Source organism: Fibrobacter sp. UWH6, assembly GCF_900142465.1.
In the GTDB taxonomy this organism is placed as follows: Bacteria; Fibrobacterota; Fibrobacteria; order Fibrobacterales; family Fibrobacteraceae; genus Fibrobacter.
In genome coordinates this window covers 316,379-335,845 of sequence record NZ_FRAX01000003.1, presented here as the reverse complement: position 1 = coordinate 335,845, position 19,467 = coordinate 316,379, and the positions used below count along the sequence as shown (strand labels likewise).

General features: G+C 52.2%; 10 protein-coding genes. 5 read left to right on the top strand and 5 right to left on the bottom strand.

Annotation, left to right across the window (positions count from 1 at the left end; translation table 11 throughout):
* The 4 genes from BUB73_RS04720 to BUB73_RS04700 all read left to right on the top strand — a co-directional run.
* Nucleotides 1-204 (top strand): transposase (locus BUB73_RS04720; protein ID WP_139259115.1); only part of this gene is annotated, 204 nt, incomplete at its 5' end.
* A 510-nt stretch (nucleotides 205-714) separates the two neighbouring features.
* Entirely contained in the window at nucleotides 715-2,433 is a 1,719-nt protein-coding gene (locus tag BUB73_RS04710; protein WP_249269288.1) for a Na/Pi cotransporter family protein, read from the top strand.
* A gap of 132 nt (nucleotides 2,434-2,565) precedes the next feature.
* Complete coding sequence (locus tag BUB73_RS04705) at nucleotides 2,566-4,929, top strand: ATP-binding protein (protein WP_073235465.1); 2,364 nt, start codon at nucleotides 2,566-2,568, stop codon at nucleotides 4,927-4,929.
* A gap of 52 nt (nucleotides 4,930-4,981) precedes the next feature.
* A complete protein-coding gene (locus tag BUB73_RS04700; RefSeq protein ID WP_083539642.1) occupies nucleotides 4,982-8,725 on the top strand; it encodes an SNF2-related protein in 3,744 nt (1,247 codons plus the stop codon).
* Between the two features lie 157 nt (nucleotides 8,726-8,882).
* Here BUB73_RS04700 and BUB73_RS04695 read toward each other — a convergent pair whose 3' ends face one another.
* Nucleotides 8,883-10,958 carry a glycoside hydrolase family 5 protein gene (locus BUB73_RS04695; protein ID WP_073283958.1) on the bottom strand — a complete coding sequence of 692 codons (2,076 nt, stop codon included), beginning with the start codon at nucleotides 10,956-10,958 and terminating at the stop codon, nucleotides 8,883-8,885.
* Between the two features lie 202 nt (nucleotides 10,959-11,160).
* A complete protein-coding gene (locus BUB73_RS04690) occupies nucleotides 11,161-13,293 on the bottom strand; it encodes a glycoside hydrolase family 5 protein (RefSeq protein WP_073283956.1) in 2,133 nt (710 codons plus the stop codon).
* Nucleotides 13,294-13,623: 330 nt separating this feature from the next.
* On the opposite strand from BUB73_RS04690, the gene BUB73_RS04685 reads away from it, so the two are divergent.
* Nucleotides 13,624-14,253 (top strand): GNAT family N-acetyltransferase, encoded by a 630-nt coding sequence (locus BUB73_RS04685; protein WP_083539640.1) that lies wholly within the window; start codon nucleotides 13,624-13,626, stop codon nucleotides 14,251-14,253.
* An 80-nt stretch (nucleotides 14,254-14,333) separates the two neighbouring features.
* On the opposite strand, the gene BUB73_RS04680 is transcribed toward BUB73_RS04685, so the two are convergent.
* The 3 genes from BUB73_RS04680 to polA form a co-directional block, all read right to left on the bottom strand.
* Nucleotides 14,334-15,779, bottom strand: a complete 1,446-nt coding sequence (locus BUB73_RS04680) for a glycoside hydrolase family 5 protein (RefSeq protein ID WP_073283951.1) — start codon at nucleotides 15,777-15,779, stop codon at nucleotides 14,334-14,336.
* A gap of 123 nt (nucleotides 15,780-15,902) precedes the next feature.
* A complete protein-coding gene (locus BUB73_RS04675) occupies nucleotides 15,903-16,481 on the bottom strand; it encodes a hypothetical protein (RefSeq protein ID WP_073283949.1) in 579 nt (192 codons plus the stop codon).
* 139 nt (nucleotides 16,482-16,620) lie between these two features.
* Nucleotides 16,621-19,458, bottom strand: a complete 2,838-nt coding sequence (gene polA / locus BUB73_RS04670) for a DNA polymerase I (protein ID WP_073283946.1) — start codon at nucleotides 19,456-19,458, stop codon at nucleotides 16,621-16,623.
* Between the last annotated feature and the right edge of the window lie 9 nt (nucleotides 19,459-19,467).

Genomic DNA, 19,467 nt, shown 5'->3' with positions numbered 1-19,467 from the left:
CTCAACACAATCAGGCTGGGCGTGTCAAACGCAAGGATCGAGGCGACGAACAACAAGATAAAGCTACTGATACGGACTGCCTATGGCTTCAGGAACATGAACAACATGCTGTCGCTGATAATGCTGAGCTGTTCCTATGTAGATGTACAGATAGCCTACGAATGGGAATCGGAATCGAGAGAATCATCTAGCAAGGCTGCCTAAATGCTTCCACACATGTTGATGATGCCTCAAAATTACGCATATTTTTGTAAAATAATTGTAAAGTCAAAATGTTTGGAAAAATCATTTTACAGTAAAAAAGCGTGTGCTGCTCGGGACTTTGTTAGACCCCCGTACAAAACCGCGGCAAATTGTCCGTTGAAGAAATCGCCGAAGATAATAGCGTTTCCGTGGACGATGTTCTTAGGATTCAAGCGGAACTGCAGTCCTAACGCAGAATATTTTGAATGGACCGCAACTCCCGGCATCTTGTGATGTCGGGTGTTTTTTTGTGTAATTTTTCCCAATTTCTATATGGCGATTTCAATCGCATAAAGTACGGCTCAAAAATACAAGTGCAAGCACTTGTGCTTTACTCGCCTTTTTCTATATTTGGCCATACACTGATAGATGAACAACTACGCCGCGAGCTCGGACTAGCTGAAAAGCAGTGATGACGATCCGATAACGGCGCAAAACTCGGCCCTGTGGATGGGCTAGATAGGAAAATATATGCCCGCTGTGGACATGAAACTCGCTGTGCTCACCCTTCTTGGGTGTCTTGCACTTTTGATGTTCGGTATGAAGACCATGTCTGAAGGTCTTCAGAAACTCACTGGAAACACCCTGCGTACCATGCTGGGTACCATGACTAAACACCGCGTAATGGGTGTGGCCACCGGTACCGCAGTCACTGCCACCATCCAGTCTTCTACCGCTACTACCGTGCTCACCGTGAGCTTCGTTAATGCTGGTCTGCTTACTTTGAAGCAGGCCATTTCTATTATCATGGGCGCAAACATCGGTACCACCATCTCTGGTTGGATCATGGTGCTGGGGTTCAAGTTCGACATGCTCTACCTGGTGTACCCTTGCTTTGTACTGGGCATCATTCTGGGCTACTCCAAGAAGAACGGAACCAAGAGCTTTAGTGAATTCCTGTTCGGCTTGGCCTTCATGCTGTTCGCCATTACCACCCTGCGAACCACGGGTGCCTCTATGCACCTGGGCGACATCCCGGCGGTGCAGAGCTTTGTGCAGTCCTGCGGTCAGTGGGGCTTTGCCAGCACCTTGCTGTTCTTGCTGATCGGTAGCATTATGACCATGTGTGTGCAGTCTTCTGCCGCAGTCATGGCCATCACCTTGATCCTCTGCTCCAGCGGCGCTCTCGAAATTTACCAGGGTATCGCTCTGGTGATGGGCGAGAACATCGGTACCACCGTCACTTCTAACGTGGTTGCCCTCAGTGCTTCGACCCAGGCTCGCCGTGCGGCCCTTGCCCATATGCTGTTTAACTTGTTCGGTGTGGTGTGGGTGCTCTGCGTGTTCCATCCCTTCATCAACTTGGTTTGCAGCCTGGTGGGTTTCGATCCTTCTATCAAGCCTTCTACTCCCGAAGAAGTCAAGGCCGCCCAGGATGGCGTTACCTTTGCGGTGGCAGGCTTCCATACCATGTTTAACGTGTGCAACGTGCTGATCCTGATCTGGTTCATCCAGCCCATGGAAAAGCTCATCTGCAAGATTATCAAGGACAAGGCCGACGACGACGAATTCCGTCTGAAGTTCATTACCGGCGGTATCCTCAGCACCGCAGAACTTTCTCTGTTCGAAGCCCGCAAGGAAATCGTGCTGTTCGCCCAGCGCTGCAAGAAGATGTTCAATATGGTGCCCGACCTTCTGACTACCAAGGACGAAAACGAGTTTACCAAGATCTTCAGCCGCATCGAAAAGTATGAAGGCATCAGTGACAGCATGGAAGTGGAAATCGCCAAGTACCTGAACCAGGTCAGCGAAGGCCGACTCTCCCTTGAAAGTAAGAGCAACATCCGCTCCATGCTCCGTGAAATTTCTGAAATGGAAAGTATCGGCGACGCCTGCTACAACATGGCCCGCGCCATCAACCACAAGTTCCGTAGCAAGGACGACTTTACCGAAGATCAGTACAAGCACATCAACCACATGATTGAACTGTGCAATGTGGCTCTGGACTATATGATCGAGGTGGAAGAGGGCAAGCCCGGTGCCGACTATAACCGTTCCCGCAATGTGGAAAATGAAATCAACAATTACCGCAAGAGCCTGAAGGAACGCAACGTAGTGGACATCAACGACAAGAAGTATGATTACCAGATGTCGGTGCACTACATGGATGTGGTGAATGCCTGTGAACACCTGGGCGACTACGTGATCAACGTGGTAGAAGCCCACGTGAACAAGAAGCAGACTTCCTAATTCAATCTTCTAGACGAAAATAGGCCCTGTTTGCGGTCTAGATTGGAGAGTCCCCTCCGGGGGACTTTTTTTTTGTTTATATTTCGTGATGTAAGATTTTTGTAATTTGCCGCATTTTTATAGAGGTGAGAAATGGCTGACAGTTCCGAGATTCTTGAGCAGGTTTTTGAGCATTCGAACCAGATTATTATCGTGTGCGATTATGTGACTCACGAGATTCTGTATGCGAACCCTGTTGCACGAAGCCTGGCCTTTATTCCCGGAGCCTCTGTGTCGGGGGCGGTCTGCCATAAGTATCTGGTGGGTCTGGATAACCCCTGCCCGTTCTGTCTGCTGGAAAAGATGGATGGCGAAAAGATCAAGGAAGACGAACTTGAAGTGGGCAAGCGCGTGCTGTCGCAGAAGTTCGTGGTTTCGGAATGGAAGGGACGCAAGGTCTTTATCGAGTACGCCTGGGACATTACCAACATCCGCCGTACCGAGAAGCTTTATGAAAGCCAGGTGAGCCTGCTGTTCGCTTCCATTCCCGATGCGTTTGGAATTTTCCACCTGGATGTAACCGATAACGTGGTGCTTGGCCTGAACGGGAAGTCCCGCTCTGTAGAAAGCTTTAGGAACTGCCGTTCCGTAGACCAGTTGATTGCTTACATGGGACGTTTTATTCCCGATGAGGCGTCACAGATCCGCTTTGTGCAGAACTATTCTTGCGAAAAACTGCAGAAGTTCTTTGTAGACGGTAATATTTCCTTTGACCAGGAATACAACATTATTGTGGACGAGGTCTTGTCGCCTTGCCGTATTCATGTCCGTTTGCTGATGAATCCCAGAAATTCACACCTGGAATGCATCCTGTATGGCCTGGATATTACCCAGGAAAAGAAGGAAAAGGAACGCATGACCATGTTGCTGGATGAAGATAAATTCCGCAAGAAGGTTTTTGCCGCCCTGGAACGGGCTTACTTCTGTGTTTACTATGTGGATTTAACGTCGGGCAAGTTCCGCGAACTGGGACACACCGATGTGGATGCCATCAAGAGCTTCATCGGTCAGGAAGGGGATGCCCGTGAAAAGTTCAAGGTCATGAGCGAACAGATGGTGGAGCCCGGCTACGAACAGGTTATTACCGACTTTACCAACCTGGATACCTTGCCTTTGCGCATGGGTGGCCGCGAGTCCATTAGTGTCCGCTTCAAGGGTACATACATTGGCTGGGGTGAAGGTCAGTTCATTGCCATGGAACGTGATGACAATGGCCGCTGTATCAGTGTGCTGTGGGTGATCCGCTCTGTAAGCGACGAGGTGGCCCGTGAAGAAGTTTACAAGGCTCAGCTGAAGGCCGCAGCCCAGAAGGCGGAACGTGCCAGCGCCGCCAAGTCCAGCTTCTTGACCCGCATGTCCCATGATATCCGCACTCCCCTGAACGGAATCCTTGGTTTGCTGGAACTGGACGAGATGAAGAAAATCGAGGGCGAGGCCCGCGACGAGTTCCGCAAGAAATCCCGCACGGCGGCCAACCACTTGCTCTCCTTGCTGAACGACGTTCTGGAAATGAGCAAGCTGGAAGATGCAGACACGGTTCTGGCCGAGGAACCCTTCCACCTTTATGACTTGCTGTCGGATGTCTACACCATTGCCGGTTTGCGTGCTGTCGAAAATAACGTGACCCTGGATCATGACTGCGGCGTAAGCCTGAAGCATAGGGATCTTATTGGAAGCCCGCTGTATGTCCGTCAGATTTTTCTGAACTTGCTGACCAATGCCATCAAGTACAACAGGCACGGCGGCTCCGTGTTCTGCCATTCCGAGATGATTAGCGAAACGGAAGACCAGGTGGTGTACTGCTTCCACGTGGATGATACGGGCATTGGCATGAGCAGCGATTTTGTTCAGCATATCTTTGAACCGTTCGCCCAGGAGCACTCCGACGCCCGCAGCACCTACCAGGGATCCGGCATGGGCATGGCTATTGTAAAGCGCCTGGTAGACAAGATGAACGGCCATATCGAAGTCCATAGCGAAGAGGGCATGGGTACGCGCTTTGCCGTGACGGTCCCCTTCAAGATCAACCACAATCCCCTGGCTAGGGAAGAGGTTTCTACCGAGAATGTGTCGGTGGAAGGCATGCGTGTGCTGCTGGTGGAAGACAACGCCCTGAATATGGAAATCGCACAGAACTTCCTGGAAGACATGGGCCTGGTGGTGACTTGCGCTAACAATGGCGAAGAGGCGGTAAAGGTTTTCGAACGTACCCCTGAAGGTAGCCTGGATTTGATTCTGATGGACCTGATGATGCCTGTGATGAACGGCTATGACGCCACCAGGAGGATCCGCCTGTCTGAAAAGAAGGATGGCAACCTGATCCCCATTATTGCCCTGTCTGCTAACGCCTTTGCAGAAGACGCCCAGAAGTGCAAGGAAGTGGGCATGAACGGCCACCTGGCAAAGCCTATTAACGTAGCACAGCTGAAGCAGACCTTGGCTAAATTCAGAAAGTAGAGCGCGAAGAGCTGCACAAAAGTGCCGTAATTTTATTACATTTGCGCTCGTTATGGAATATGGAGTTTATGGAGGGACGTGGTGGAGCAAGAAGTGGCTCGACACCTTGCTTGCCGGCGTATCGTCCCATGATGTAGAGGTTGCCCTTAAATATGTGGCGAGGGGTCAAGTCACGTCGCTAGACGTGATGGATAATCGTGTGCGTTCCGAGGTGAAGGGCCCCAATGGGGGCTCCCACGACAACTACATCGTATTTCCCAAGTTCCCCAAGGAACAGGCCGATATTTTCGTAGGGCTCTTGAAGCAGCAGCCTGCAGACCTGGTGGCCATATCCCACGATTCCATCAACCCTTCCATCGAGATCCTGCTTGAAAAAAGTGGACTCACTCTTTTTGACGCGGCCAGCCGGGTGAACATGAACTGCGATTGCAGGGATGCTCTGCCCTGCAAGTACGTGATTTCCACCTTTCTGAAAATGGCAGAAAAGATTGCCGCCGACCCGCTGGTGCTGTTCAAGATTCACGGTCTGGACCTGACGTTCCTGAAGGATTACAAGCCCGAGAATGTGGAAACGGATGTGCCCATGGAGCGGGCGCTGGTCCATGTGTTTCCCGGATTCCGCGAAGAGACGCCCCGCGTTCCCATGTTCCGTTTTGAGGACTGGCGGGACTATTCCCATGTGCTGCCGGCCATGCTCACCAACTTCCCGGATTTCTGCCCCGGCGGAAACTTCAAGAAGAGCTTTGTCGACGAACTGGAACGGTGCCGCAGCTTTTACAATCATTTCGAAACCTTCGAACAGTTCGCCCAGGACTTCGGCATTTATCACGCCCGCACCTTCCTTATGGAAAAGGAACGGCTGCAGGTTATCCATGCCAAGGGTTGGTCCTGGACTTTTGACCAGCTGGTAGAAGACCGCGTGGTGGCCTCTGGCCTTGCGGTAGAGAACATCATGGGGGCTCTGTGCCGCCTGAACCAGAGTTGCGTGTGGCATAACCATGTGACGGTGCGCTACCTGCACCAGCTTTTGACGGTGGCCTATTACCTTGTCCGTTGCGGTGCCATTTACCCCCAGGTGTTCTGGGTCAACAGCTTTACGGCACAAGTCCGCTGGCTCCCTGCCGAAATGCTCCCCGACGTCTTGAATGTGGTCATGGAACTGGAAAAGTTCGTGCCCGACGATTTCGCCTTTGACGAGAAGATGGTGGCCAAGGAAGGGGCTGAAGACGATTCCGGGAACCCGCCTGAAAAGGTGCCGGTGCGCAAGGAGTTGGCCCAGGCTGCCGAACATATCCTTTCCATTTTTATCGGTCGACTTTTGCGGTTTTCCCGCACGGCCCAGAGCAGCAAGAAAAGCGTTCACGACAACTTGCTGGGATTTTTCTTCGACTGCAAATCCGGGCGCCTGGCTGCCGGCGGCCTGAAGATCCCCTCAAAAATCCAGAAGTGGTTCTCGGTTTACAACTCCCTGGATTTCAACAATCAGATTGTGTTTGTCTGCGGTGAAGTGGGCAAGGCTGTTGGCCTGGAAGTGTTTGTGGAAGAGGATGGCGAGACCAAGGTGCGCTCGCCCCTGGCAAACCTTTTTGCCGCTAACGACCCGAGGCTTCTGGCGTTGATGAATGTGCTGAACTGCGTGGCCGAAACCTTTAAGCCTATGAAGGTTTATTTGGAAAATCGCGGGTCGGAAACGCTGATTTTGGAAGGTGCCGAATTAAAGGAATTCGTTACCTATGGAATCAAGAAGTTTGAAGTATTCGGCATCAAGACAGAACTGCCCAAGTCGCTGTTGAATATTGCCAAGCCCAAGGCCCAGATGAGGCTTAAGGGTAGCCTTGGCATTGGCGCCTTTAAGGCCAGCGACCTGTTGGACTTTGACTGGGAAGTGGCCCTTGGCGACGAGACTGTTTCTGCCCAGGAATTTTTGAAGCTGGCGAAGAACGCCGGCGGTCTTCTGAAGATGAAGTCCCAGTATGTGGAATACAGCGAAGACGACTTGAAGCTACTGGAACAGCGACTGCAAGACAAGAAGGCTTCTGGAAAGGCTGGTGCCGCTGGGGTGGATACGTCGGGTGAGGGCACAGCAGAAGGCTCGGAAAACGGCTCGTCTGAGGATTCGGAAGAAGAATCTTCACAGACCATATTCTCTACGGCACGTCTGCTGCAGGCTGCCTTGACGGGCCGCTGCGACGAAGTTCCCATTACCATGACCGACGGGTTGAAGGCCCAGCTGGATGAATGGCGTGCGGATACTTCCCTTACGTTACCCGAAGGTCTGAATGCCACATTGCGACCCTACCAGGAAAGAGGCTATGCCTGGATGCATAAGAATCTTGAAATGGGCTTTGGCTGTATCCTGGCCGACGACATGGGTCTTGGTAAGACCCTCCAGGTGATTACCTTCTTGCTGAAGATCAAGCAGGAAGGCAAGATTACACCCCGGGGGTGGTTTGATGAACAGGGTATCCCTGGCCCCGGCTCCGTGCTGGTGGTTGTGCCTGCAGGCCTTTTGTGCAACTGGAAAATGGAAGTGGCCCGCTTTGCGCCGGAGCTTTCCGTTTATACTTATCACGGCCCGGGACGCAAACTGGACAAGTTCCAGCACCATATTTTGCTGACCACTTATTCCACTTACCGCCTGGATCACAAGAAGTTGCGTGACATGCGCTGGCAGGTGGTGATTATTGACGAAGCCCAGAATATCAAGAATGCCGACAGTGAACAGAGCCGTCTGTTGCGAGCCCAGCAGGCTCCCATGAAAATTGCCATGAGCGGTACGCCTGTGGAGAACCGTCTGCTGGAATTCTGGACCATCATGGACTTCTGTAACCGCGGCTTTTTGCCGGGTCAGGCCGAGTTCCGCGACAAGTACGAGACTCCTATTCAGAAGTTCAATAACCAGGCGGTGGCCGAACGGTTCAAGAATATTACCGCCCCCTTTATGCTTCGCCGCATGAAGACTGACAAGACCATCATTAGCGACCTGCCCGATAAGATCCAGCAGGACGAATACGCCGAACTGACCAAGAGCCAGGCGGCTCTCTACAAGCATACCCTGGACGATTTTATGGCCCAGTTGGCGGCTATGAATGGGGAATCCGTCATTTCTATGGACGATTCCACGGCGGATGTCCTGGAAATGGCCGAAGTGCCGGCGGGTGGCAGCCTGTTCAAGCGCAAGGGTCTGATTCTTCAGATGATTATGGCCTTAAAGCAGATTTGCAACCATCCCAGAACATTCCTGAAGGTGGGGGAGGGCAAGGTGGAAGATTCCGGAAAGCTCCGTATGCTTTTGGACCTGCTGGCCTCTATCCAGGAACAGGGCGAAAAGACTTTAATCTTTACCCAGTTCCGCGAAATGGGCGACCTGCTCCAGGAAGTGATTCAGCGAGAAATGGGGCTGCAGGTGGATTTCTATCACGGCGGCTGTTCCCAGACCCAGCGTAATGCCATGGTGAAGAACTTCCAGGAAAATCCTGATTCCAAGGTGCTGATTCTTTCTCTGAAGGCGGCGGGAACGGGCTTGAACCTGACGGCGGCTTCCCAGGTGATCCATTATGACTTGTGGTGGAACCCGGCTATCGAAGCCCAGGCCACGGACCGTGCCTTTAGAATCGGGCAGACCCGCAATGTGCAGGTCCACCGCTTTATTACCAAGGGTACTTTCGAAGAAAAGATCAACGCCCTGCTGGAATCCAAGAAGGCTATTGCCCAGATGACGGTGAACGCCGGCGAAACCTGGCTTGCCGACATGGACGACAAACAGCTAGACGAAATCTTCAGACTGGACGGATAAAAAAACGGCCGCACGTCTGCGACCGTCTTCCCAAACCAAGGGACCAAATTTTTGGCGACAATCTCCGGGTCGGCTATGTCGCCACTTTACCGACCCGCCTTGCGGAACACACTCCTGAGTCGCGCAAGGATTTTGAGTTTTTTAGAAGCGTTACCGCTTACTTCAGGGTTACCTTCTGAACATACTTCACGTTATCCTGCTTGATGACCAGGAGAGCGGAGCCGCGGTAATCAGTCTTCAGCTGAACGGTGCTGAGGCCCTGCATGGCGGTGTAGTTCTTGGAGGCGATTTCCTGACCAAGGCTGTTGAGCAACTTGACGGAAGCCTGGCTGCTTCTGTGGGCGTTGAAGGTGGCGGTAACGAGACCGTTCTGGGCGGTGACCATCACCTTGTTGTTGGTAGCGGCGATGCTCTTGATGGCGGCAGTAGTAGATGTACCCCAGTCGCCGGTTGCGTTTGCTGCAATGAGAGAACCGCTTGCGATACCATCGAAGGTGCCAGATTTCTTGTCGAAGTTGTTCAGGGTGTCAACAGTACCGTCGGCCTTCCACAGGAGCATATTGTCCAGGTACATGTCGCCGGTGAACTGGGTGCCGTAAATGTTGATGCCGATAGCCTTCATGCCCTTGGCGTCGACGATAGCCATCTGGTTGGCGCTTTCACCAAATTCAACCTTGTAGTTCTTCAGACCCAGTGCAGCGAGGGAATCCACGTTGCCCAGGCTGACTTCCTTCCACTTCCAGTTGCCGGACATGTTGAACAGGGAAACGCTTGCCCAACCGTATTCGCCGCAACCGTCGCGAGTCTGATCCAGGCAGGGGCCTGCAACAGTACCGGCGACACGCATGTCGAAGGAAATGGCCACATAGTCGCTCCAGTTTGCACCGCTCAGGTCGATACGGAAGGTACCTGCTTCGCTGGTGTCAGACTGTACGGTCTTGTAAGAAATGTGAACAGCCTTGTCGCCTTCCACAACCTGGGAGGAGCTGGGAGTAGAGGCGCCGCTGATGGCGGGGAGACCATAAACTTCGCGGATGGCGTTGATGGCGCCTGCGTCAAGCAGCTTGCCCATGGGAGCGGACTGACGACGGAGATAAGCCATATTGTCGTAAGCTTCGGTGCTTTCGTTACCCATGTCCCAGATAACGGGGATGACGCCGTTCTTCTTGGCGGCCTTGGCCACGTCGCGGTGCCACTGGATACGGCCTTCGATGTGCTTCTGCAGTTCTTCGCCGCTGAGTTCCGGGTAGCGGATGTTGGCGCCGAATTCACCAATCAGGACGGGGATGCCGTAAGCCTGGGCAATCTTCTGGAACTGATTGTCGACGTAGGCGCCGGTGCTGACGGTAGCGTCGACGGAATTTGTCCATGCGTTGTAGCCTGCGTTGCGCTTGGCATCGGCACTCTGGTAATCACCGTAGAAATACTGGGTCAGAATCTTTTCGCCACCAGGTGCGCCCCAGTCCTGTTCGCTGGGCATGATGGTGTACTGGTAGGGGCTATAGTAATGGACTTCGAACATCATGTAGCCTGCCTGCTTGTCGGTGGGGAGCATGTTGGGCTTGATGTGGGTGACAGACTTGTCGATGTCGGTGTTGGTACCCTGGATAATCAGGGTACGAGTTTCGTTGTTGCCGCCAGTAGCGCGGACAGCGTCAATGAAGGTCTGGTAGTAATGCATCAAGGTCTGAGCATGGGCTGCGTTCCAGTCATTATCACCCAGGTTAGAGCCCGGTTCGTTGGCACCAGCAAAAAGCAGGTGTTCGTCGTAATCCTTAAACTTGTTTGCAATCTGGGTCCAGTAGTTCTTCATCTTGGTGTCGACTGCGGCTTCTACAGTTTCGCCGATGTGAGTCTGGAACCAGCCTTCTTCGCCTTCGTGGTGGATGTTCAGTACCACATAGAGGTCGTTCTTGATTGCGAAATCAACGACGGTCTTTACGGAGTCCAGCCAGGTTTCGGTAATGACACCGTTAGGAGCGTGAGAATCCCAAGCGCAGGGGATACGGACGGTAGAGAATCCAACAGCCTTGATGGAATCCAGCAGTTCCTGGGTGGGGAACGGGTTGCCCCAAGCTGTGGGGTTGCTGGGGACTTCCAGGGAGTTACCGATGTTGAAACCGAATCCCATCTTTCCTGCCAGATCGGCGGCCTTGGGAAGTGCTGCGAATGCAGAAGCGCTTGCCAGCAAAGAAGTGGCGCAGGCGAGACCGAATGCATTTTTGAAGTTCATAATTGCTCCTTAGTTTTATTTAAGGACAATTTATATTCCGGATTGGAGCATTAGTTGTTTTTTCGTGCCGCTGTTGAAAAAGCCGGTGTAGAGTTCTCAACATGGGTATCGGAATTTACAACGCATACTTTATAAAGAAACGGCCCCTCCAGGGAGGGGCCGTAATCAAAGGTATGCAGTACTTTTTTGCGAACCTAGTTCATTACTTCAGGATGACCTTCTGCATGAACTTCTGGCTGCCCTGCTTGACCAGCAACATGGCGGCGCCGCGGTAGCCGGTGGTGAGCTGAACCGTGTTGGCCCCTGCATGGGCGGTGAAGTTCTGGGAGGCGATAACTTGACCCAGACCGTTGATCAACTTGGCGGAAGCTTCACCTGCCTTGGCTGCGGTAAAGGTGGCGTTCACATAACCCTGCTGCACGTTCACGAACATCTTGCTATTGACAGCGGCCACGGCCTTGATGCCTGCAACAAATTCGGGACCGGTGCCGTCTGCGTTGGCGACAATGAGCTGAGCCTTGGCAATGCCATCGGTATCCGGCAAATCAGCGTCGAAGCTCTGGAGGGTATCGCAAGTGCCGTCAGCCTTGATCAAGACGATGTTGTTCAGGTACATGGTGCCCTGGAGCTGGGTGGCGTAAATGTTGATTCCGAATGCGGTCACCTTGGACTTGTCCTTGAACTTGAGACCGTCTGCCTTGTCGCCATCGGCGTCAACCAGCTTGATGGTAACAGTGTTCAGTACGCTCTTGAAGTCTTCCATGGCTCCCAGATGGAAGTCGGACCAGCTGCTTGCTGCCGTGCTCATGCCAAAGGCGTCGACACTTGTCCAGGCGTAGCCATTGCAACCCTTGGTCGAATCACCGACGCAACCAATGACGGAAACAGGTTCGGTGCGGAGCTGGAAGGAAATTGCTGTGTACTGGGACCAGTCTACGCCACCGTTGAAGTTGAGGCGGACGGTACCAGTTTCGCTTGCGGTGCTGATCTTGGTGTTGTAGGTAACCCAAAGTGCCTTGTCGCCTTCCTTGACTTCAATCTTTTGTGCGGGGGTGTATTCTTCTGCAGCGGCGAACTGAGTGACCATGGCGTTCATGACCTGCTTGTCAACAACGGAACCCAGATCGGAACCGTAAGCTGCTTGACGGCGGATAATGGTAAAGTTGTTCACGTTGATGGAGCCGTCTTCGATCTTGGCGGAGGTGCCTTCAAAGCCGGTATCCCACACAACGGGAACGAGGCCGTGCTTCTTGGCGGTTGCCACGGTGTAGCCGTACCAGGCGGCGCGAGCCTTCTGGTGCATTTCCAGGTCGGAACCGCTAAGGGTGTAGTGGCCTGCAATACCCATTTCACCGATCACCACAGGGATGCCCTTGTCAGAGAACAGCTTCTGCATCTTGGAGAAGGTCTTTTCGATGTCGCTCTTGGAACCGGTTGCGGAACCGGAACAAGTATGGGCGGCGTCAGCACCGGTGGTCTGGTCTTCCCAATAGTAGTACACCTTACCCCAGCTTTCGTCGGCGGGCATAAAGGCCAACTGGTAGGGGTAGTAATGGAATTCGGCCATGGTGTAACCTGCACCGGCCGGATCTTCGGGATACTGGGCGCTGAGCAAGTCGGCCTTGTCGTGTTCAGTACGGGGAACCTGCACGATCACGGTACGGGTTTCGTTGTTGCCGCCAGTTGCACGCACTGCCTTGAGGCAAGCTTCGTGGTAATCCTTAAGGATGTTCATTCGGTCTGCACCAAAACCCAGCTGACCGTTGTCGGTGTAGGCGGCGCCAGAACCGCGGTGGTCGTTAACGCCCGGTTCGTTGGCGGAGGCGAAAATCAGGTGTTCGTCGTAGCTCTTGAAATAGTTGGCGATCTGGGTCCAGAACTTGCCCTGGAGTTCGGCGATGGCCTTGGCGTCGGTAGTGCTGTTCTGTCCGTTGCGGTCGATATGGGCGCCGTCGAAAACGTTGTCTTCCAGCCAACCGTTATCCCAGTGGCTGTTCAGCATCACGTACATGTCGTTGGCGATAGCCAGGTCGATTACGTCCTTGACTGTCTTGAGCCAATTTTCGTCAATGACGCCGTTTGTAGAATGAGTGTACCATGCGCAGGGAATGCGGACGGTGTTAAATCCGGCTGCCTTGATGCCATCGATAATGGTCTTGTTCGGCACAATGTTGCCCCAGTTGGTAGGATCGTTGGGCACTTCCATCGTGTTGCCGATGTTGTAACCCAAACCCATCTTGGGGTAAATATCAGAAGCCTTGGGGAGGGCGAAAGCGGAAATGCTTGCCATGAGGCCAAAGCCTGCAACCAGGCTCAAAAGTCTAGAGACGTTCATCGTTACTCCTTTTTGCGGGAAAATCCCATTTAACCAACCAAAAACCAAACAACCAAGGCTAAAGTTAAATAGGGGATGGCTGTTTGGGACCATTACTTTGATGTGCGTCAAAATAAGCGGTGCAATATCTTCAACAAATGTATATGAAAGTTTACCTTTCCGGTCGGCTGTAAGCCATAAAATGTGTTCCAAATCAAAAGATGAGGTCTACGTCACACCAGGGGCGCGCTATGTAAAAATGGCGAAATTTGCGAAAAATAAGAAATTTGACCTATTTTTCTGCCCATAAATAACATACTTTAGGTTTAACTGGATTGGAAGGGCTAGGATATGGAGTTCCGTTTAGCGAAAAAAGAAGAACTAAAGGAATGTATTAGGGTGTGCTCCGAGGCTTTTATGCCTTACGAGTTCAGCAATATTTACCGCCCCAAGTGCGAAAAACGCTACCGCAGGTTTACCTGGGCCATTCATCGTACGGCGGTGAACATCTATTTCAAGCGAAAAATGCTGTTTGTGGGCGTCGAGGGCGATCGTATCGTCTGTTGTGCCTGCATGGACGCTCCTTGGCACAAGACCATGACTTTGGGGGAATACCTGAAGAACGGGGCGCTCCGGGCGGCATTTTCCGGAGGAATGTTTAACCTGCTGGGTTATGCCAGTATGATGGACCGCCTGGAACGTCATTGCAAAAGCATCAAGGAACCACACTGGCACCTGAGCAATTTCGCCGTGGCGCCTGAATGCCAGCGAATGGGCTACGGATCCCGCATGCTGCAAGAAGGCATTTTCTCTTACATTGCCAAAAATGGTGGCGGCGACCTTTACCTGGTTACCAATTCCCAGAACAATGCCAAATTCTATTCACGGAACCGTTTTAGGGAAATCGTCTACGAGGATTTGCTCCTGAACAAGAAGCATCTTGGAAACTGGACTTTCAGAGCGAAAATTTTGGCGGTTTAAAGCCGACAGAAAACGTCTAACAAAAAAAAGAAGCTGGCAATTCGCCAGCTTCTTTTGGTGAGGAAAGAAAACTTGTCGGACTATTTTACGTTAAAGCGGGTGGTTGTACCGCCCTGTTTTGATATGTAGGAGCCGGGACGCAATTTGCCGCGAACCAGGTTTCCGTTCATGTCAAAAATACGGTTGTCGCCTGTAGGTGCCTTGATGTTGGTAATGGGCTTCGTGCGAATCTTGTTTGTATTCTCGCTGGTGAAGTCATCGACGTGGGTGATGCCTGTGTTCACGTAATCTCCCATGCCGTAGACCTTTCGCAAGGCGTTCAGTATCTCGACATCGAAGACCGCTGCGTCAACTGATTGACGCTGAATGATGGTCATGTTATTCTTGCCTTCGTGGCCGGTATCCCAGGCGATGGGAACAACCTTGTTTTCTAGAGCGGCCGTGGCTACGGCGGTGTACCAGCCGATACGTCCCTTACGGTGCCTTGCATAGTCATCACCTTCAAGAATATTCACGCGGTCATTGGCGCCGTATTCCCCGATAATTACGGGGATTCCCTTGTCCACGTAGTTTTCCTTCATCTTCTTGAAGGCCTTCATGGCATCGTCGGCGCTGCAGGGGGTTCCCATAGCGCCACCCCAGGGGTTGTAACCGCAGTTATGAACGATGTCTGCGCCGGTGGCGTAATTTTCTTCGCCCCAGTAATATTGCGGTTCCACAGTGGCGCCCCAGTTTACTGGCTCGTCTACAATGGTGTACGGTGACGGATCATAGTAATGCACTTCGAACATGAGTCGACCATCGATTACATCCTTAGGCATCTTGTTTGCCGGGTAGACTTCTACGGAACGGTCGATGCTAGTGGAAGGTCCTTGAATAATCAAGGTACGGCTTGCGTTATTTCCACCTGTTGCACGAACTGCATTTACGAACGTCTGATGGTAATCCATCAGGATTTCTGTTTCATGTTGGTAGTTGCCGTCGGTCGTAGCGGGCTCGTTCGCGCTGGCAAAAAGCAGATTTTCGTTATAATTCCTAAAGCGGGTGGCGATCTGTGTCCAGAAATCTTTCTGACGTTCGTTAACCTTTTCTTTATCGGCGTCGTTCAGTTTTTCTTCTAACCAGCCGCTATCCCAATGGATGTTCAAGATGGTCACGAGGCCTGCACGCATGCAGTAATCGACAACGGTCTGTACGGAATCCATCCAGCTAGAAGCAATTTCATTGGCGCTGCCTCCGGGGACAATATCTGTTGTGCTGGAGTCGCGACTCATGGCGTTGGAATGGCTATACCAGGCGCAAGGAATGCGGATGGTGTTGAAGCCGGCGGCTTTTACTGTGTCGATATAAGCTTCTGTAGGGAACTTGTTTCCCCACCAGGTGGGATTTACCGGCACTTCCATGGTGTTGCCGATGTTGATTCCCAAACCCATCTTTTCAAAAATTTCCGTGGCGGTAGGAAGCGGTTCTGCCTGGGCAAAACCAAACGCTGCTACAAGAGCTGCTCCCAATACACTCTTTTTCATAATCAACCCTTTTTTTTAACAACAAATACCAAACTATATAAATAAAGGGTGGAACGTACGAAAAAAAACGTCTACCCTTTTTATAAAAGTTGAAATTTACTCAACGGGATAAGTCTATGATGCTTATGGATTGCAGTCGAGGCAAGTCCATTCCACAACGCCGGAACCTTGCCCTCCGAAACGGGCCTTCGTGTTGACCTCGATATCGATGAGGAATCCGAGAGCGCCTGCATTCCTGGTACAGCAACCGTCGCAGTCTGCGTCAGAGCACATATCGTACACTACGGCGTCAATTTCGTGACCGCCTTTACGTAATCGGAATGTCTTTAACTTGTATGTATTCCAGTCCTTTTCGTGAACGGCAATGATGTTGTTTTCGGCCACCCATTCTGGGGTCTGTTGTTCATCTAGACCTGCAAACCAACCTGCCCATTCGCAACCATTATATTCAATGCACTCTTCGCTGCCTTCATCAGGGTAGGATTCGTACCAGGTCAAGTTGGCGCGATTCCACTGAATTTCGTTTGCGGAGGATTCTGGTTCGGCGGGCGTATTGTCGCTGGAGGATTCGGGGGCGGGAACTTCAACGCTTGAAGAAGACGGTTCGGGAATCGAGCCCACGTCTGCAGAAGAATCGTCACTGCAGGCGACGAAAAACAAAGCCGTCAAAATTGCCGGGAGCAACTTCATGTTTGCGGACATGTTATCGTGCCAGCAGAACAATGGCGTTGCACAAAACCAGCAGACCGATAATCAATGCGATGGCGGTCTTGTTAGACATTTTCTTTTGGGGTTCGTTGGCCATATATTCCTCTTTTTTAAGGTTAGTGCTGGGCAAATTTTAATGGGCGATAAGCCAGTTTTCGCCAAAGCCTACGCTGGCTACCAAGGGAACTTGAAGTTTCATGGCGTTTTCCATTTCGGATTTGACCATGGCGGAAAGTTCGTCGACGCGGTCGCGGGGACATTCGAAAACAAGTTCGTCGTGGACCTGCAGCATCATGCGCAGAGGCAAGGCTTCATCGTTAATGCGCTTCTGGATGCGGATCATGGCAATCTTGATCAGGTCGGCGGCGCTGCCCTGCACGGGAGTGTTTACGGCCATGCGTTCTGCCATCTGGGATTCCATGCGGTCGGAACTGTCGATGCCTGCGATGTAGCGGCGGCGGCCGGTAAGGGTTTCAACGTAGCCGTCGCGGTGGGCGTTGGCCTTGGTGCTCTCGATGAACATCTGAACGCCCTGGAACATGTCGAAGTAGCCGGTAATAAAATCCTTGGCCTGACCCATGGGAATTTTCAGATCGCGGCTCAGGCGGAAGGCGGTCATACCGTAAAGCACGCCGAAGTTCACCACCTTGGCATCGCGGCGCATATCGCTAGTGACGTTTTCCAGAGGTACGCCATAGATGGCGGCGGCGGTACGGGCGTGAATGTCGATGTTGTTGCGGTAGGAATCAATCAGGGCTTCGTCACCGCTTAAATGAGCCAGCATGCGCAATTCAATCTGGGAGTAGTCCACTGCAAGAATTACGTTCTCGGGATCCTGGGGAACAAAGGCCGCACGGATCTTTTTGCCCAGTTCGCTACGCACGGGAATGTTCTGCAAGTTGGGATCGCGACTGCTGAGGCGACCTGTTGCAGTACCCCACTGCACAAAGCTGGTGTGGATGCGCCTGGTTTCTGGATTTACCAGAGTGGGCAGCACGCTGATGTAGGTGCTCTGCATTTTCTTCAGTTCGCGGTATTCCAGAATGGCTGCAATAAAGGGACTGGCGGTTTCGTAGAAAAGTTCTTCCAGTACGGCGGCGTCGGTGCTGCGCTTTTTAACCTGGCGCATGCCTAAGGTGTCGAACAGGACTTCTGCCAACTGCTTGGGGCTGCCGATGTTGAATTCGCAGCCAGCCATGTCGCAGATTTCCTTTTCCAGATTTTCGATGCGGCGTTGCAGTTCGTATTCCAGAGTTTTAAGGCTAGGAACGTCAACGGCGATGCCTACGGTTTCCATCTGGTACAGAACCTTGAGCATGGGCATTTCTTGCTGGTAGAAGTACTTTTCGTAATCGTACTTCTGCAGCTGCTTTTGCAGCGGAGCCCACAGGCGCAAGGTGTAAACTGCATCTTCGGCGCCGTATTCGGTGGCCTGGGGAATGGGAGCGCGGTCGAAGGTAATTTGGTTCTTGCCGCGGCCAATGAGATTCTCGATAGGAATCATCTCGTGCTGCAGTCGCTGCATCACCTGGTTATCCAGACCCAGTCCATTTTCGCCGGGGCTTAACATCCAGGCGGCAATGAGAGTGTCTATAATGTTTGCTTTCTCGATCTGCTGTAATGTCAAATCAAAGGCGCGGGCCAGAACGTGCAGGTCAAATTTTGCATTGTGGAACACAAAGGTGTGCTGAACTTCTGCCGATTCATCCTGGCTAAAAATCTCAACGAACCACTGCTTAACGGCGTTGATGTCGAAGTTGGCTCCCTTGGCCACGGGCAGGGGGAACCCGATTTCGTCGTGATGGTTCAGGGGGATGTAATAGCCCTTGGCTTCATCTGCAGACAAGCATAATCCAACCAACCCGCACTGCATGGGGTCCAGGCCGTCTGTTTCCGTGTCTACGCCAATCAGGGGGGCGGCTGCAAACTCGGCCTTCATCTGTTCAAAGATTTCAGTGGAGTCTACGCAGATGTAGGTGGGGAGAATATCCTTGGGCAAATCGAAATCGACACGGATTACTTCCTTGTTTTCTCCAGTAGTTTCGTCTGCGGCATTGTCGGCGTCTGCCGGCTTCACAAAACCAGTCTTGCTCGGAACTTTTTCCAGCAATCTCAACAGACTGTTGATTTCGTGCTCCTTGAACATGTCGGCCAAGGTGTCTACATGGATGCCGTTATATTCCAGGGCATCCAAATTTCCGTTAAAGGCTCGCTTGGTCTGAAGCGTTACCAGTTCGCGGCTCAGGAATGCCTGTTCCTTGTTGTTGGCCAGATTGTCGTGCAGACCTTTCTTCTTGATGTTGTCTATGTTGGCGTAAATATTATCCATGTCGCCATACTCTTCAAGCAGGGTAATGGCGGTCTTGGGGCCAACCTTGGGAACGCCGGGAACGTTATCGCTGGCGTCTCCCATCAAGGCCAGATAGTCGCGGATTTTTTCAGGCGGAAGGCCGTACTTTTCCAGAACCTGTTCCGGACCGAAGTCAATACCGTCAGCGCCTTTTTCCAGATGGAACAAATGAATCTTTTCGTTCACGATCTGGCTCATGTCCTTGTCTTTACTGATAATCAGCACATGGTCAAAACCGGCCTCGGCGGCAGCCACGGCGGTACTTGCCATCACGTCGTCCGCTTCGTAACCCGGTTCCGACAAAAGGGGAATGCCGCTTGCCTCCAGAGATTCTCCAAGCAGGGGCATCTGGGCGGCCATTTCTTCGGGCATGGGGCCGCGATTGGCCTTGTAATCCGGGTACAGTTCGTGGCGGAACGTTTTTGTATGAGCCACGTCGCGGGCGATGGCGAAATGGGTGGGTTTGTGCTTTGCAAGAATCCTAAGGACGGCGCCCCAGTAGCCATGCATCATGGACACATCTTCGCCAGCGCTGTTTTTAAGCGGGTTCTGGGAATAGGCATAGAACATGCGGAACGCGAGAGCGTAGGAGTCGAGCAAGAGTAAAGTTTTTTCGGCCATGGTTCGAAA